The organism is Roseateles hydrophilus, assembly GCF_026712245.1.
GTDB classification, from domain to species: Bacteria; Pseudomonadota; Gammaproteobacteria; order Burkholderiales; family Burkholderiaceae_C; genus Pelomonas; species Pelomonas hydrophilus.
Genome location: NZ_JAPPUY010000004.1, coordinates 588518 through 602839, shown reverse-complemented (window position 1 = coordinate 602839; position 14322 = coordinate 588518). Strand labels below are relative to the sequence as shown.

Sequence of the window (14322 nt, the reverse complement as noted above, 5' to 3'; positions counted from 1 at the left end):
TGTGTCTTGGTTGAATCTGGCGTCATGGATACCTTGCACGGAAGTTGAGGGGCCCGGAAGACGTGCGGCACTCTGGGTCCAAGGCTGCGACAAGCGTTGTGTCGGGTGTTGCAATCCAGGCTACCTGAAGATCGTGGAACGTGACATTCTGAGTTCGGAGACCATGATTGAACGCTTGCTGGCGGCACACGAGGAGTGGGGTCTGGAGGGGGTCACGTTTCTTGGTGGCGAACCATTTCTTCAGGCGCAGGGACTTGCTGTAGTTGCCGAGGCGGTATCTCGTGCGGGGTTGTCGGTCATGACGTTCAGCGGCTACACGCTTCAGGAGCTGAAAGATTTGTCACTCCCGGGCACTCGTGGCTTGTTGGCGTGGACCGATGTGCTTGTCGATGGTCCCTACGAAGCCTCGAACCCAGACCGCTCAAGAAACTGGGTCGGCTCAACAAACCAGCGATTTCACTACCTGACTGACCGGTACAACTCTTCGATTGAAGGCGTAGATGTTCTGGAAAGACAGCTGGAGTTGCGCATTCGCGATGATGGACGATTGGTCTTCAACGGCTGGCCATTTTTGATAAGGTGATGTTTAGCTATTGGCCTTTGGAGTGGATCGACTTCCATTGGTCTAGTTTGTGCGCCCAATCCTGCATCATGGACCTGCGCTCATCCAAATAGGAGGCATGGTTGTATGTGCGTCGAACGCTATTCGGCTCAGCATGTGCAAGCTGGGCCTCGATGGCATCCGGCCGATAGCCCATTTCATTGAGCCGTGTGCTGCCCGTGGTGCGAGTGCCATGTGGGCTGTACTTGGTTGCCCAACCGAGCTTCTTGAGCGCCTGCCGCAGAGCTGCGTCGGCCATGGGGCGTTGGCGGTCATCGCGGTTCGGGAAAACGAACTTCGTGTGTCCCGTGATCGGATGCATGGCTTTGAGAAGTTCGACCGCCTGACTTGGTAGCGGAACGACGTGCTCCCGCCGTGCCTTCATCCGACGTGCCGGAATGGTCCACAGCGCCTTTTCCAGGTCGAACTCTGCCCACTCAGCTTGGACGGACTCATTCGGGCGACTGAGCGTCAGCCACATGAGCTGGAAGGCCTTGATGGTCTGGAAGTTGCCACCATGTCCATCAAAGTCGTTTAGTAGCTGGCCGACTTCCTCCGCGCTGAGGGCGCGCTTGTGTTGCGTCTTGTTGGGCGGCAGCGCTTTGCGAACCGGCCAAACGGGGTCAGTGTCAGCCCGCAGAGTGGCGACCGCATGCTCGAACACGCCAGACATCGTGCGCTTGGCTTCAGCTGCCACCGTTGGTGCACCCCGCTTGACCGTCTTGTTGAGAATGTCGAGGACATGGACCGGAGTGATCTGACGTACCGGCAGCTTGCCGATCGACGGGAAGACCACGCGCTCCAGCATGTCGAGCCGTCGCTTTTTGGTCACGTCCTCCCAGTCCTTCAGGCCCAGCCACTCCTTGGCGACGGCCTCGAACGTGTTCGCTGAGTCTTGTTCGCGCTTGATGCGTTCGATCTGGCGATTCTGGACGGGATTGATGCCCTCCCTGACCAGCTTCCGCGCCGCCTCGCACTTCTCTCTGGCCTCGCCGAGCGTCACGCTGGGGTAGTCGCCAAGTGCGAACCACGAGGCCTTGTCATTGAGCTTGAAGCGATAGCGCCAAGCCTTGATGCCGTTGGGTTTGATTTCTAGGTACAGCCCCTTGTAGTCATTGAGGCGGTAGATGCCTTCTCTAGGCTTGGCGGCTCGGCACTGGGCGTCTGTCAGCATCGTGAAGGTCTCCTGTTCGTCCTCAGGGCTTCATCGTATACACCTTCATCAACCTGGCGCAAGATCCATATACACTCCCGTATTCACTTGCGCAGCGCCATCAGATGTCGTTGCATGCAACGAGCTGAAATGAGAAGGCCCCGTATCTACGGGGCTTTGAGTCGATTCCAGTGATGCACTTGCAAGCATGTGCAATCGCCTGAAATGGCTTGCTTGAATCAGACATTGAACAGGAAGTGCAGCACGTCGCCATCCTTGACAACGTATTCCTTGCCTTCCGCGCGCATCTTGCCGGCGTCCTTGGCGCCCTGCTCGCCGCGGTACTGGATGAAATCGTCGTAGGCGATGGTCTGGGCGCGGATATAGCCGCGTTCGAAGTCCGTGTGGATGACGCCAGCGGCCTGCGGCCCCGTGTCGCCGATGCGGATGGTCCAGGCGCGCACTTCCTTCACGCCAGCGGTGAAGTAGGTCTGTAGGCCCAGCAGTTTGAAGGCGGCGCGAATCAGCCGGTTCAGGCCGGGCTCGTCCTGACCCATCTCGGCCAGGAACATTGCGCGGTCTTCGTCGTCCATCTCCGCAAGTTCGGCTTCGGTCTTGGCGCAGATCGCGACGACCGGGCCGTTCTGGGCCGCTGCATATTCGTTCAGGCGGTCGAGGAAGGGGTTGTTCTCGAAGCCGTCTTCCGACACGTTGCCCACAAACATGGCCGGCTTGGCCGTGATCAGGCACAGCGGCTTGAGGATGGCGAGCTCTTCCTTGCTGAAGTCGATGGTGCGTACCGGCTTGGCTTGGTCCAGCGCGGCCTGGCACTTCTCCAGCACCTTCACCAACGCGATGGCATCCTTGTCGCCAGCGCGGGCAACCTTGTTGTAGCGATGCAGGCTCTTCTCAACGGTGCCGAGGTCCGCCAGGCAGAGTTCGGTCTGGATGACCTCAATGTCGGAGATCGGATCGACCTTGCCGTTGACGTGAATCACGTTCGGGTCTTCAAAGCAGCGGACGACGTTGACGATCGCGTCGGTCTCGCGGATGTGCGAGAGGAACTGATTGCCAAGGCCTTCGCCTTTGCTGGCGCCAGCGACGAGGCCTGCGATGTCGACGAACTCGACCACCGCCGGCAGCACGCGCTCCGGCTTGACGATGTCCGCCAGCGCTGCGAGGCGAGGGTCGGGCAGCTCGACGATGCCGACGTTGGGCTCGATCGTGCAGAACGGGTAGTTCTCGGCGGCGATGCCGGCTTTGGTCAGGGCGTTGAAGAGCGTGGACTTGCCGACGTTGGGCAGGCCCACGATGCCGCATTTGAGGCTCATGGCGGGGCTTTCTGGTGGGGAGTGCTGGCCGCCCGAGCTGAGCAGGCGCCGAAGGGTGTGATTTTAGTCGGGCATGCGGGCCATGCTGCAGGCCGCTCATTCGGTCATACCCCGCTGCCTACAATCGGCGCATGCAAAGTGTGGATGTGTTGATCAAGGGGCGGGGTGCCGTGGGCAGCAGCCTTGCGCTCGCGTTGGCCGCCCAGGGATTGACGGTGGGCTTGGCTGGTTCTGCCCTGCCGGAGCGCGCAGGCGATGTGCGCACCTATGCGCTCAACGCTGCGTCCGTGGAGTTGCTGGCCGAATTGAAGGTGTGGGATGGCCTGCCGGCATCAGCCATCTGCCCCGTGTACGACATGGTGGTCTGCGGCGACGCGAGCGCAGGGCGTCCAGGCGGGCGGCTGAGTTTCTCTGCGTGGCAGCAGGGCTTGCGCGAACTGGCCGTCATCGTGGACGCGGCAGCCCTCGATGCGCAACTCGCGACAGCCTTGCGTTTCTCTCCCCATGTGCGTGCCGTCGCTGACGACACGCCGGCTGCATTGACGGCTTTGTGCGAGGGGCGCGAGTCGGCCGCGCGCGCTGCCCTCGGCGTGCAATTCGAGCCCAAGGCCTATGGCCACCATGCGCTGGCGGCGCGCCTCAGTGCCGACCGTGGTCACCAGGGCGTTGCCCGGCAATGGTTCGGCGCGGGCGGCGAGGTGCTGGCACTGTTGCCTTTCGAGCAGCCGACGGCCGGGGCGTCCTATGGGCTGGTCTGGTCTTGCGAGCATGCCCGGGCAGACGCGTTGAAGCGCATGCCTGCCGCCGACTTCGAGGACGAGCTGAATCGTGCAACCGGCGGCGCTGCCGGCCTGCTGACGTTGGGCAGCGAGCGTGCGACGTGGCCGCTGGCGCTGGCCCGTGCCGATGTGGTCAGCGGCGCTGGCTGGGTGTTGTTGGGCGATGCCGCCCACATCGTGCATCCGCTGGCGGGCCAGGGCTTGAACCTCGGGCTCGCCGACGTGGCGGCGCTGTCGCGGGTGCTGGCCGGGCGCGAAGCCTGGCGGCCGCTGGGCGATGAACGCCTGCTGCGCCGTTATGCGCGGGAGCGTCTCGCGCCCACGCTGGCGATGGGCGAGCTGACAGATGCGCTGCAGCGCCTGTTCGCGCACGGATCGCCCGCGGCTCACGGCCTGCGCAATCGCGGCCTGGACGCGCTCAATCAACTCACTCCCGTCAAGCGCTGGTTGACCCATCGCGCGCTCGGGCTCTAAGCCAAACGCTCTTTTCATCCCATCGTGCAGTTCCCACTCGCCCGCCTCCTGACCGGCTTGCTGGCCGCCGCGTGTTTGCCTGCTCTGGCCAACGAGGCCGTCATCCGCAAGTCCATTGCCGAACGCATGCCCAACGCCCCCAAGATCGACGAGGTGAAGCCCTCGCCGATGCCGGGGCTGTGGGAGATCCGCATCGGCAACGAGATCCGCTACATGGACCCGACCGGCGCCTTCCTCATCGAGGGTGAGCTGATCGACCTGAAGGCGAAGAAGAACCTCACCGAGGAGCGCGTCAACCAGATCAACCGCGTGGATTTCGGGACGCTGCCGTTCAAGGACGCCGTGGTCTGGAAGAGCGGCAACGGCAAGCGCCGCATCGCCGTCTTCGCCGATCCGAACTGCGGCTACTGCAAGCGCTTCGAGGCTTCGCTGCAAGAGCTCAAGGACGTCACGGTCTACACCTTCCTGCTGCCCATCCTGGGCGGCGACTCGCCCGAGAAGTCGCGCGCCATCTGGTGCGCCAAGGATCGCATCGGCGCTTGGCAGGGTTGGATGCTGCGCAGCGAGGCGCCGCCCAAGGCCGCCGCCAACTGCGACAGCACGGCCATCGACCGCAACCTGGCCCTGTCGCGCAAGATCCACGTGAGCGGAACGCCCGCCATCCTGCTGGAAGACGGCAACCGCATCCCCGGCGCCGTGGGCGCCGTCGAGTTGGAGCGCCGCCTGCAACTGCTGGCCGCGCCGGCCAGCAAGTCCTGAACGCCATGACTGCCGAGAACCGCCAACTGGCCCATCGCCTGGCCTATGCCGGGCTGTTGCCCTTCGTGCTGGGTTGCCTGCTGATCTGGCTGGTCGTGCACCCGGAGGCCCATGCCTTCGTCAGCCTGGCGCTGTCGGCCTATGCGGCGCTGATCATCTCCTTCCTGGGCGGCATCCAGTGGGGCCTGTCCTTCGCGCGCGGCTTGCCGGTGCGGCCGTCGCTGATCTGGGGCATCGCGGCTTCGCTGCTGGGCTGGGTGGGCGTGCTCATGCTGCCGTACGGCGGCCTCGCGCTGCATGGTGCGGTGCTGATCGCCTGCTACCTGATGGACCGCCGGATGTACCCGCTGCTGGGCGTGGCCGACTGGCTCACCTTGCGCTTCCGGCTGACGCTGGTGGCCTCGTTGAGCTGCTTCCTGGCCGCGGCGGGCAGCTGATGGCCGGGCCGGGCTACGTCGTCGAGCTGGCCGACCTGGCAGCCCACCGCTACCGCGTCACCCTGACCCTGCCAGCGCCCGCGGCGGAGCAAGTGTTCAGCCTGCCGGTGTGGATTCCGGGCAGCTACCTGGTGCGCGAGTTCGCCAAGCACCTGAGCGGCCTGACGGCCCACCAGGGCGGGCAGCCCCGGGCTGTCGAGCAGCGGGACAAGGCCAGCTGGCGCGTGTGCTGCGACGGCGCCGCGCCACTGGTGCTGAGCTACGACGTCTACGCCTTCGACGCGTCGGTGCGCACCGCCTGGCTGGACAGCGAGCGCGCGTTCTTCAACCCCAGCAGCCTGTGCCTGCGCGCGCATGGGCGCGAGGCTCAGGTGCACCGCCTCGCGCTGGCGGGCGTGCCCGAGGGCTGGCGTGTGGCCACGGAGATGCGGGCCGACGCCGACAGCTTCGAGGCGGCGGACTACGACGAGCTGCTGGACCACCCGTTCGAGATCGGCGCGCATTGGCAGGGCGATTTCACGGCGGCGGGTGTGCCGCACCGCATCGTCGTGGCGGGTTCCTGGCCCAGCTTCGATGGCCAGCGCCTGTTGGCCGACGTGCAGCGCATCTGCGAGGCCCAGATCGCCTTCTGGGGCGAGGCGCCGTTCCCGCGCTACAGCTTCCTGCTGTGGGCGGTGGACGACGGCCACGGCGGCCTGGAGCACCGCGACAGCACGGCGCTGATCTGCGCCCGCCGCGAACTGCCCACCGCGCAGGAAGGCGCCTCGCCCAGCGAGCCCTACGCGCGGCTGCTGGGCTTGTTCAGCCATGAGTACTTTCACGCCTGGAACGTCAAGCGGCTGCGGCCCGCGGAGTTCGTCCGCTTCGACTACCAGCGTGAAAACTACACCGAGCTGCTGTGGTTCTTCGAGGGCTTCACGAGCTATTACGACGAGCTGTTCCTGCGCCGCGCCGGCCTGGTGGACGAAAGCCGCTACCTGAAGCTGCTGGCGGCGTCCGTCAACGGTGTGCTGGCGGCGCCGGGGCGCCGGGTGCAGCCGCTCAGCAGCGCCAGCTTCGAGGCCTGGACCAAGTACTACCGGCCCGACGAGAACAGCCCCAACACGACGAGCAACTACTACGCGCAAGGCGCGCTGGTGGCGCTGTGCCTGGACCTGAGCCTGCGTGAGCGCAACGCCAGCCTCGACCTGCTGATGCGCCAGCTGTGGCGCGTGCATGGCGGCGGGCCGGTCAGCGAGGCGGACATCCTGGCGGCCGTGGCCGCGCTGGGCGGCGACGCGCTGGCCGGGCAACTGCAGGCCTGGGTGCACGGCACCGACGACTTGCCGCTGCGCGAGCTGCTCAGCAGCCACGGTGTGGCCTGGCGCGATGAAGGCCGGCAGACGGTGGCCCAGCGCTTGGGCCTGTGGGTGCGCGAGGGGGCACTGACCGGCATCCAGGTCAGCCACGTGCTGGCCGGTGGTGCGGCCGAGGCCGGAGGCGTCAACGCCCGGGACGAGCTGCTGGGCTGCAACGGCTGGCGGCTGCGCCGGCTGGACGACGCCGCCGCGCTGCTGCCGCCGCAGGACGCGACGCTGCGCCTGCTCGTGAGCCGCGACCAGCGCCTTGTCGAGCTGAGCGTCGCGCTGCCGCCGCCCGGCCCGGCGGCCGCAGCGCTGGCGCTGGCTGACGGCGAGCATGCCGGCCGCCAGCGCTGGCTGGGCGCCTCGGCGGCGTGAAGACGCCGCGGCCGCCGGCCGTGCTGGTGCTGGCCGTGCTGGCCCTGCACCTGCTGCTGGGCCAGGAGGTGCAGCGCATTCAGGACGGCTGGCGCCACGACGGTCCGCCCATGCCGCGTCGCCTGCAGGTCGAGTTCGTGCAGGAAATGCAGCTGCAGCTGCCACCGCCGGCGCGGCGTGTGGCCACTGCGCCGCCGGTGCCCGTGCGCGTGCCGGCGCCCCGGTCGCCCGCGGCCGATGTGCCCGCGCAAGACCTGCCCCCGCCGCCTGCACCCGCCGCGTCGGCGCCTGTGGTGGCCAGCGCGGCTGACGCGGCCTCCGCGCCCGCCGGCCCTGTCATGCCGGCTGCCGTGGCCGCCTCCGGCCCGGCCAGCGACGAGCCCGGCCCCGAGTGGCCGCTGTCCACGCGGTTGAGCTACGCGATGACCGGCAGCTTCCGCGGTGGCCCCATCCACGGCCAGGCGCACGTGGAATGGCTGCGCCAGGGGGCGGCGTATCAGGTGCATCTGGACGTCAGCGCCGGCCCGAGCTTCGCGCCCTTCTTCACGCGGCGCATCAGCAGCCAGGGGCAGCTCACGCCGGACGGCATCGCGCCGCAGCGCTATGACGAGGAGGAGAAGCGCGTCCTGCTGGACGGCTCGCGCGCCACGGTCTTCTTCCTCGGCGCGGAGGTGCAGCTGGCCCACGGCGTGCGCCAGCCGCTGGCGCGCGGCGCGCAAGACTCGGCCAGCCAGTTCGTGCAGCTGACCTGGCTGTTCCTGACCGGCCGCGAGGCGCTGCAGGCGGGGCGCCGGGTCGAGTTCCCGCTGGTGCTGCCGCGCCGGCAGTACGCCTGGCAGTACGAGGTGGTGGGCGAGACCATGGTGGACACGCCGATGGGGCCGCTCGCCAGCTGGCACCTGCGGCCCACGCAGCCGATGGTCGGCGGCGACCTGGCGGCCGAGCTGTGGGTGGCGCCGGCGCTGCAATACCTGCCGGTGCGCCTGCTCATCCGCCAGAGCGCCGAGACGGTCATCGACCTCACGCTCAAGAGCGCGCCCCTGCAGGCGGCGCCAGAATCACCCAACGACATCCCCCGGAGGCTGAGCCCATGACCTACGAATGCATCCTGACCGCCGTGCATGGCGACGGCCCGCGCAAGACCGCGCTGATCACGCTGAACCGCCCCAAGGCCCTGAATGCGCTGAACGACCCGCTGATGGACGAGCTGGGCGAGGCGCTGCTGGCCTTCGATGCCGATGACGGCATCGGCTGCATCGTGCTGACGGGCTCCGAGCGGGCGTTCGCGGCCGGTGCGGACATCCCGACCATGCTGCCGCACACCTTCGCCAGCGCGTTCAAGAGCGGGCTGCTGTCCAAGAACTGGGAAACCATCCTGCAGGTGCGCAAGCCTGTCATCGCGGCGGTGGCAGGTTTTGCGCTGGGTGGCGGCTGCGAGCTGGCCATGATGTGCGACTTCATCATCGCGGCAGACACGGCAAAGTTCGGCCAGCCGGAGATCAAGCTGGGCGTGGTACCCGGCGCCGGCGGCACGCAGCGCCTGCCGCGCTCCATTGGCAAAAGCAAAGCCATGGACATGCTGCTGACCGCCCGCATGATGGATGCTGCCGAGGCCGAGCGCGCCGGGCTGGTGTCGCGCGTGGTGCCCGCGGCCACGCTGATCGACGAGGCGCTGGCGGCGGCCGAGACCATCAACGGCTTCAGCGCGCCGTCGGTGGCGCTGGTCAAGGAGCTCGTCAACCTGGCCTACCAGACCCCGCTGCGCGACGGCGTGGCCGTGGAGCGGCGCTACTTCCACGCGCTGTTCGGCAGCCACGACCAGCGTGAGGGCATGGAAGCCTTTCTCGCCAAGCGGGCGCCGCAGTTCCAGCACCGTTGATGTATGGAAAATAGGGCATAACGGCGATGGGTTTTGCTCAACTGTTTGCGTTGTGTGAATAGTCAGTTCCGGCGGCCCTGGTGTTTCTACTGAGATTGGCTCCCTACAGTGCAGGGCATGGACAGCGCGGTCGCGTTGTCTGACTGACCCGAGGCAGGCCGCGCCTGCCAAGTCCCGAAGGAGCCCGCCATGAACACCCTGTTCGCCACCGTGAATGCGACCCTTGCCGCCGCCCTGCTGATCGCTGCCGGCAGCGCCTCCGCCCAGGCGGCAGAGGCCAAGCCGCTGACCCGTGAGCAAGTCATTGCCGAGCTGGTGGCCGCCCGCAGCAGCGGCGAGCTGGATCGCATCCGCGGCGAAGCTGGTGTCGACGGCGCGAGCCCTGCCAAGGTGACGCCCGTTGCCACGGGCGCGCTGCCGCGCCAGGCTGTGCTGACCGTCAAGCCGACCGAGGTGCGCAGCGAGAAGTCCGCCGCCGCGCTGGCCGTCGACCATGGCGAGAACGCGGCCCGCGAGCTGGGGGATTTCCCGCAGCCCAACGTCCGCCGCACGCCCGTGCTGGCCGGCCGCTGAAACAAAGCGGTTTCAAGCTGTCGAAAGGCGACCCGCGAGGGTCGCTTTTTTGCGTCCTGCGTTCCTAGAATCCGCCGCCCGGCCTAGACCTTCAATCACGGGCGATGGAGACAAGATGCGCAGACAGCAGATGTGGGCAGCGGCAACGCTGGTGATGGGTTCCCTGGCCTCGATGACAGCGTTGGCTGCCGGCCCCGTGGTGGGCGTGAGCTGGTCCAACTTCCAGGAAGAGCGCTGGAAGACCGACGAGGCCGCCATCAGGGCCGAGCTGGCGCGCCTGGGTGCCAGCTACGTGAGCGCCGATGCCGGCGGCTCGCCCGAGAAGCAGATCGGTGACGTCGAGTCCCTGCTGGCCAAGGGCGCCAAGGTGCTCATCATCCTTGCCATGGACAAGGACGCCATCCAGCCCGCGCTGAACAAGGCCAAGGCGCGCAAGGTGCCGGTCGTCGCCTACGACCGCCTCATCGAAGCGCCCGAAGTCTTCTACCTGACCTTCGACAACCGCGAGGTCGGCCGCCTGCAGGCCAAGGCGGTGCTGGCCGTCAAGCCGCAGGGCCGCTACGTGATGATCAAGGGCTCGCCCAGCGACCCCAATGCCGACTTCCTGCGCGCCGGCCAGCAAGATGCGCTGGCCGAGGCGGTGAAGAAGGGCGACGTCAAGATCGTCGCCGAGGAATACACCGACGGCTGGAAGCCCGAGGTGGCGCAGAAGAACATGGAGCAGATCCTCACCAAGCTCAAGGGTGGGGTGGACGCGGTGGTCGCCAGCAATGACGGCACTGCCGGCGGCGCCATCGCCGCGCTGGCCGGCAAGGGCATCAAGGGCGTGCCCGTCAGCGGCCAGGACGCCGACCATGCCGCGCTGAACCGCGTGGCCCTGGGCACGCAGACCGTGACCGTCTGGAAGGACTCGCGCACGCTCGGCAAGGAAGCGGCCGCTGCTGCCGTGCAACTGGCCAGCGGCCAGAAGGTGCCGGGCGCAGCCACCTGGGCCGGCGGCGAGCGCAAGGTCAGCCTGCAGGCCAAGTTCCTCGCGCCCGTGGCCATCACGCAGGCCAACCTGGGCGACGTGATTGCCGCCGGCTGGGCGCCCAAGGCCGTGGTCTGCAAGGGTGTGGACGCCGCCAAGGCGCCGGCCGCCTGCAAATAAGGACTGCGATGAACGCCCAGACCCAGCGGCTCGCCGTCATGGCGGCCGTGCTGGTGGCGATCGCCATCGGCTTTCATGCGCTCACCGGCAGCTTTCTGACGGCAGAGAACCTCTACAACATCGCGCAGCAGACAGCGGTGGTCGGCATCGTCGCCAGCGGCATGGCGCTGGTCATCGTGGCGCGCCAGATCGACCTCGCCGTGGGCTCGCTGCTGGGCGCCGTCGGCGTGCTGATGGCCTGGCTGCAGTACACGCAGGGCTGGTCGGTCGGCGCCTCGCTGCTGGCGGGGCTGGCCTTCGCGCTGTTGATCGGCCTGTTCCAGGGCTGGCTGTCGGCGGTCATCGGCATCCCGTCCTTCGTCGTCACGCTGGGCGGGCTGGTGTCGCTGCGCGGCGCGGCCTTCCTGATCGCCGACGGCAAGACGCAGCCGGTCACCGAGCCCTGGCTGCTGGCGCTGGGCGGCGGGCTGGACGGGTCGCTCGGTGAGCGCGGCAGCTGGTTGCTCGGGGCAGCGCTCATCGCGCTGATCTGGGCCTGGCAGCTCGTGCAGCGCCGGGCGCTGGTGCGTGCCGGCGGCACGCCCGACGGCAGGGCTGGTCTCATCCCCGGCGTGCTCGGCACGCTGGCCGTAATCGTCGTCGTCGCGGTGTTCAACGCCTACAGGATCGAGGGTCAGGAGCAGGGCCAGGGCTTGCCACTGCCGCTCGTCATCTGGGTGGCCGTCGTCATCGTGCTCGCCTTCATCGCGAAGCAAACGCGCTTCGGCCGCTACGTCTACGCCATCGGCGGCAACCCCGACGCCGCGCGGCTCGCCGGCATCCCGGTCCGGCGCGTGATGATCCAGCTGAACCTGCTGCTGGCTGCGCTCGTCGCGCTGGCGGCAGTCGTGGCCATGGCCCGCTTGAATGCCGGTACCAACTCGATGGGCACGGGCATGGAGCTCACCGTCATCGCCGCGGCCGTTATCGGCGGTGTGTCGCTCGCGGGCGGCAGCGGCAGCGTGGCCGGCACCGTGCTGGGCGCGCTCATCATCCAGAGCATCGACAGCGGCCTGCTGCTGACCGATGTGTCCATTGGCTGGCGCATGGTGGTGCTGGGCCAGGTGCTGGTGGCCGCCGTGGTGTTTGATCGCGTGGTGCAGAAATGAATGCGTTGCTGGAAGTGCGCGGTGCGCGCAAATCGTTTGGCGGCGTGCACGCGGTCGATGGTGTCTCGCTGAGCCTGGCGCCCGGTGAGGTGCTGGCGGTGCTGGGCCACAACGGCGCGGGCAAGTCCACGCTGATGCAGATGCTGGCCGGCGCGCTGCCGTTTGACGGCGGCGAACTGCTGCTGAACGGCAGCCCGGTGAAGTTCGCCAGCCCCGCCGATTCCCGTGCGGCGGGCATCGAGACCATTCACCAGAAGCTGGCCCTGGCCGACAACCTCGACTCGGTCGCCAACCTGTTCCTCGGGCGCGAGTTGCGCACCCGCTTCGGCCTGCTGGACGACGCCGCCATGCGCGCCGCCGCCGTGCCGCTGTTCGCCCGGTTGAACCCCAACTTCAAGAACATCGCCGACCCGGTGCAGTCGCTGTCCGGTGGCCAGCGTCAGGTCGTCGCGATTGCGCGGGCGCTGCAGTTCAAGGCCCGCGTGCTCATCATGGACGAGCCCTGCGCGGCGCTGGGGCCCAGCGAGACGGCGATGGTGCACGACCTCATCCGCCGCCTCGCGGCCGAGGGGGTGGGCATCCTGCTCGTCACGCACGACATGCCGGACGTGTTCGCGCTGTCGAACCGGCTGATGGTCATGAAAAACGGCCGCCTGGTCGGGATGACGCAGACGGCCGCAGTGACCGAGGACGAGGTGCTGGCGATGATCATTGCGGGCAAGCCCGCAGCCGCCTGCCTGCCCGGCTGATCGTCAGCAGAGCTCGCCGGCTCGCCCGGCGAACTCAGGATTCGCGGCGCAGGGCCCGCGAGATCACGACTCCCGACGCAGCGCCGGGAACAGGATGACGTCGCGGATCGACGGGCTGTCGGTGATCAGCATCATCAGCCGGTCGATGCCGATGCCGCAGCCGCCGGTTGGGGGCATGCCGTACTCCAGCGCGCGGATGAAGTCGGCATCAAAGTACATCGCCTCTTCGTCGCCGTCGTCCTTGTTGGCCACCTGGGCCTGGAAGCGCGCGGCCTGGTCTTCGGCGTCGTTCAGCTCGGAGAAGCCGTTGGCGTACTCGCGGCCGGTGATGAAGAGCTCGAAGCGCTCGGTGATCTTGGGATCAGCGTCGGACGCGCGGGCCAGCGGCGACACCTCGACGGGGTAGTCGATGATGAACGTGGGCTCCCACAGCTTCTCTTCAACAACGGCCTCGAACAGGCCGAACTGCAGCTCGGCCAGGCTCCAGCGGGCGGGCGCCTGCTCACCGGCGGCGATGATCTTTGCGCGCAGCACGTCGGCGTTGTCGGCCTCTTCACCGCTCAGGCCGGCGAACTGGATCAGCGAGTCGCGCACCGACAGGCGGGCGAAGGGCTTGTCCAGCGCGACCGGCTTGCCGGCGTAGGTCAGCGCGGCGCTGCCGGTGGCCGCGATCGCGGCATGGCGCAGCACGGCTTCGGTGAAGTCCATGATGTCGTGATGCGTCCAGTAGGCCGCATAGAACTCCATCATCGTGAACTCGGGGTTGTGCCGGACCGAGATGCCTTCGTTGCGGAAGTTGCGGTTGATCTCGAACACGCGCTCGAAGCCGCCCACCACCAGCCGCTTCAGGTACAGCTCCGGTGCAATGCGCAGGAACATCTCCTGGTCCAGCGCGTTGTGGTGGGTGATGAAGGGCTTGGCGTTCGCGCCACCCGGGATGGGGTGGAGCATGGGTGTTTCGACTTCCAGGAAGCCGTGGTCCACCATGAAGCTGCGGATGGCCGACACGCCCTGGCTGCGCGCGACGAAGCGCTTGCGGGCGTCCTCGTCGGTGATCAGGTCGACATAGCGCTGGCGGTACTTTTGTTCCTGGTCGGTCATGCCGTGGAACTTGTCTGGCAGCGGGCGCAGGCTCTTGGTCAGCAGGCGCAGCGTCGTGACGGCCACCGACAGCTCGCCGGTCTTGGTACGCATCAGCGTGCCTTCGGCGCCCAGGATGTCGCCCAGGTCCCAGTGCTTGAACGCGTCGTAGACCTCGGCGCCGACGTTGTCGATGGTCACGCGCAGCTGGATGCGGCCGGTGGCGTCCTGCAGCGTGCAGAAGCTGGCCTTGCCCATCATGCGCTTGAGCATCATGCGGCCGGCCACGCTGACCTTCACGCCTTGCGGCTCCAGCTCCTCGTTGGGCACCTGGCCGTACTGGGCCTGCAGCGGCTCGGCGCGGTGCTGGGGCTTGAAGTCGTTGGGGAAGGGCACGGCCGTCGCCGCCCGCAGCGCGGCCAGTTTGGCGCGGCGCTCGGCGATCAGTTGGTTGTCGTCGGCGGCGGGGGTGGGAGGGGTCGTGGTCATTG

Annotated in this window: 14 protein-coding genes; 11 read left to right on the top strand and 3 right to left on the bottom strand. The window is 67.6% G+C overall.

All coding sequences use genetic code 11. From position 1 onward, the window contains the following. Position 1 precedes the first annotated feature (1 nt). Positions 2-583: a 4Fe-4S single cluster domain-containing protein gene (locus tag NYO99_RS17770; RefSeq protein ID WP_268168590.1), complete on the top strand. Its 582-nt coding sequence runs from the start codon at positions 2-4 to the stop codon at positions 581-583. Between the two features lie 7 nt (positions 584-590). On the opposite strand, the gene NYO99_RS17765 is transcribed toward NYO99_RS17770, so the two are convergent. Both NYO99_RS17765 and ychF read right to left on the bottom strand, forming a co-directional pair. Beyond that, entirely contained in the window at positions 591-1775 is a 1185-nt protein-coding gene (locus tag NYO99_RS17765) for a tyrosine-type recombinase/integrase (RefSeq protein ID WP_268168589.1), read from the bottom strand. Positions 1776-1993: 218 nt separating this feature from the next. Further along, positions 1994-3085 carry a redox-regulated ATPase YchF gene (gene ychF, locus NYO99_RS17760; protein ID WP_268168588.1) on the bottom strand — a complete coding sequence of 364 codons (1092 nt, stop codon included), beginning with the start codon at positions 3083-3085 and terminating at the stop codon, positions 1994-1996. Positions 3086-3216: 131 nt separating this feature from the next. Here ychF and NYO99_RS17755 point away from each other — a divergent pair, with 131 nt between their 5' ends. The 10 genes from NYO99_RS17755 to NYO99_RS17710 all read left to right on the top strand — a co-directional run bounded on the left by NYO99_RS17755 (position 3217) and on the right by NYO99_RS17710 (position 12751). Beyond that, positions 3217-4338, top strand: coding sequence for an FAD-dependent monooxygenase (locus NYO99_RS17755; RefSeq protein WP_268168587.1), 1122 nt, complete (start codon positions 3217-3219; stop codon positions 4336-4338). A 24-nt stretch (positions 4339-4362) separates the two neighbouring features. After that, on the top strand, positions 4363-5097 hold the full coding sequence (locus NYO99_RS17750) for a DsbC family protein (protein ID WP_268168585.1): 735 nt from the start codon (positions 4363-4365) through the stop codon (positions 5095-5097). 5 nt (positions 5098-5102) lie between these two features. Next, a complete protein-coding gene (locus NYO99_RS17745) occupies positions 5103-5534 on the top strand; it encodes a DUF3429 domain-containing protein (protein WP_268168583.1) in 432 nt (143 codons plus the stop codon). Further along, positions 5534-7252 (top strand): M61 family metallopeptidase, encoded by a 1719-nt coding sequence (locus NYO99_RS17740; RefSeq protein ID WP_268168582.1) that lies wholly within the window; start codon positions 5534-5536, stop codon positions 7250-7252. Before NYO99_RS17745 ends, NYO99_RS17740 begins: the two co-directional genes overlap by 1 nt. Next, positions 7249-8346 (top strand): DUF3108 domain-containing protein, encoded by a 1098-nt coding sequence (locus NYO99_RS17735; protein ID WP_268168581.1) that lies wholly within the window; start codon positions 7249-7251, stop codon positions 8344-8346. The genes NYO99_RS17740 and NYO99_RS17735 overlap by 4 nt, the downstream gene beginning before the upstream one ends. Further along, positions 8343-9131, top strand: a complete 789-nt coding sequence (locus NYO99_RS17730) for an enoyl-CoA hydratase (protein ID WP_268168580.1) — start codon at positions 8343-8345, stop codon at positions 9129-9131. The genes NYO99_RS17735 and NYO99_RS17730 overlap by 4 nt, the downstream gene beginning before the upstream one ends. 189 nt (positions 9132-9320) lie before the next feature. Beyond that, on the top strand, positions 9321-9704 hold the full coding sequence (locus tag NYO99_RS17725) for a DUF4148 domain-containing protein (protein WP_268168579.1): 384 nt from the start codon (positions 9321-9323) through the stop codon (positions 9702-9704). A 115-nt stretch (positions 9705-9819) separates the two neighbouring features. Beyond that, positions 9820-10854: a substrate-binding domain-containing protein gene (locus NYO99_RS17720; protein ID WP_268168577.1), complete on the top strand. Its 1035-nt coding sequence runs from the start codon at positions 9820-9822 to the stop codon at positions 10852-10854. Between the two features lie 8 nt (positions 10855-10862). After that, positions 10863-12002, top strand: a complete 1140-nt coding sequence (locus NYO99_RS17715) for a sugar ABC transporter permease (protein ID WP_268168576.1) — start codon at positions 10863-10865, stop codon at positions 12000-12002. Then, a complete protein-coding gene (locus tag NYO99_RS17710) occupies positions 11999-12751 on the top strand; it encodes an ATP-binding cassette domain-containing protein (protein WP_268168574.1) in 753 nt (250 codons plus the stop codon). The genes NYO99_RS17715 and NYO99_RS17710 overlap by 4 nt, the downstream gene beginning before the upstream one ends. A 63-nt stretch (positions 12752-12814) precedes the next feature. On the opposite strand, the gene lysS is transcribed toward NYO99_RS17710, so the two are convergent. Further along, entirely contained in the window at positions 12815-14320 is a 1506-nt protein-coding gene (lysS, locus tag NYO99_RS17705; RefSeq protein ID WP_268168573.1) for a lysine--tRNA ligase, read from the bottom strand. Between the last annotated feature and the right edge of the window lie 2 nt (positions 14321-14322).

Coding starts and splice junctions, on each gene's coding strand:
- NYO99_RS17765 (WP_268168589.1), bottom strand. CDS start 1,775: ATGCTGACAGACGCCCAGTGCCGAGCCGCCAAGCCTAGAGAAGGCATC.
- NYO99_RS17725 (WP_268168579.1), top strand. CDS start 9,321: ATGAACACCCTGTTCGCCACCGTGAATGCGACCCTTGCCGCCGCCCTG.
- NYO99_RS17755 (WP_268168587.1), top strand. CDS start 3,217: ATGCAAAGTGTGGATGTGTTGATCAAGGGGCGGGGTGCCGTGGGCAGC.
- NYO99_RS17715 (WP_268168576.1), top strand. CDS start 10,863: ATGAACGCCCAGACCCAGCGGCTCGCCGTCATGGCGGCCGTGCTGGTG.
- NYO99_RS17720 (WP_268168577.1), top strand. CDS start 9,820: ATGCGCAGACAGCAGATGTGGGCAGCGGCAACGCTGGTGATGGGTTCC.
- lysS (WP_268168573.1), bottom strand. CDS start 14,320: ATGACCACGACCCCTCCCACCCCCGCCGCCGACGACAACCAACTGATC.
- NYO99_RS17730 (WP_268168580.1), top strand. CDS start 8,343: ATGACCTACGAATGCATCCTGACCGCCGTGCATGGCGACGGCCCGCGC.
- NYO99_RS17710 (WP_268168574.1), top strand. CDS start 11,999: ATGAATGCGTTGCTGGAAGTGCGCGGTGCGCGCAAATCGTTTGGCGGC.
- ychF (WP_268168588.1), bottom strand. CDS start 3,085: ATGAGCCTCAAATGCGGCATCGTGGGCCTGCCCAACGTCGGCAAGTCC.
- NYO99_RS17740 (WP_268168582.1), top strand. CDS start 5,534: ATGGCCGGGCCGGGCTACGTCGTCGAGCTGGCCGACCTGGCAGCCCAC.
- NYO99_RS17745 (WP_268168583.1), top strand. CDS start 5,103: ATGACTGCCGAGAACCGCCAACTGGCCCATCGCCTGGCCTATGCCGGG.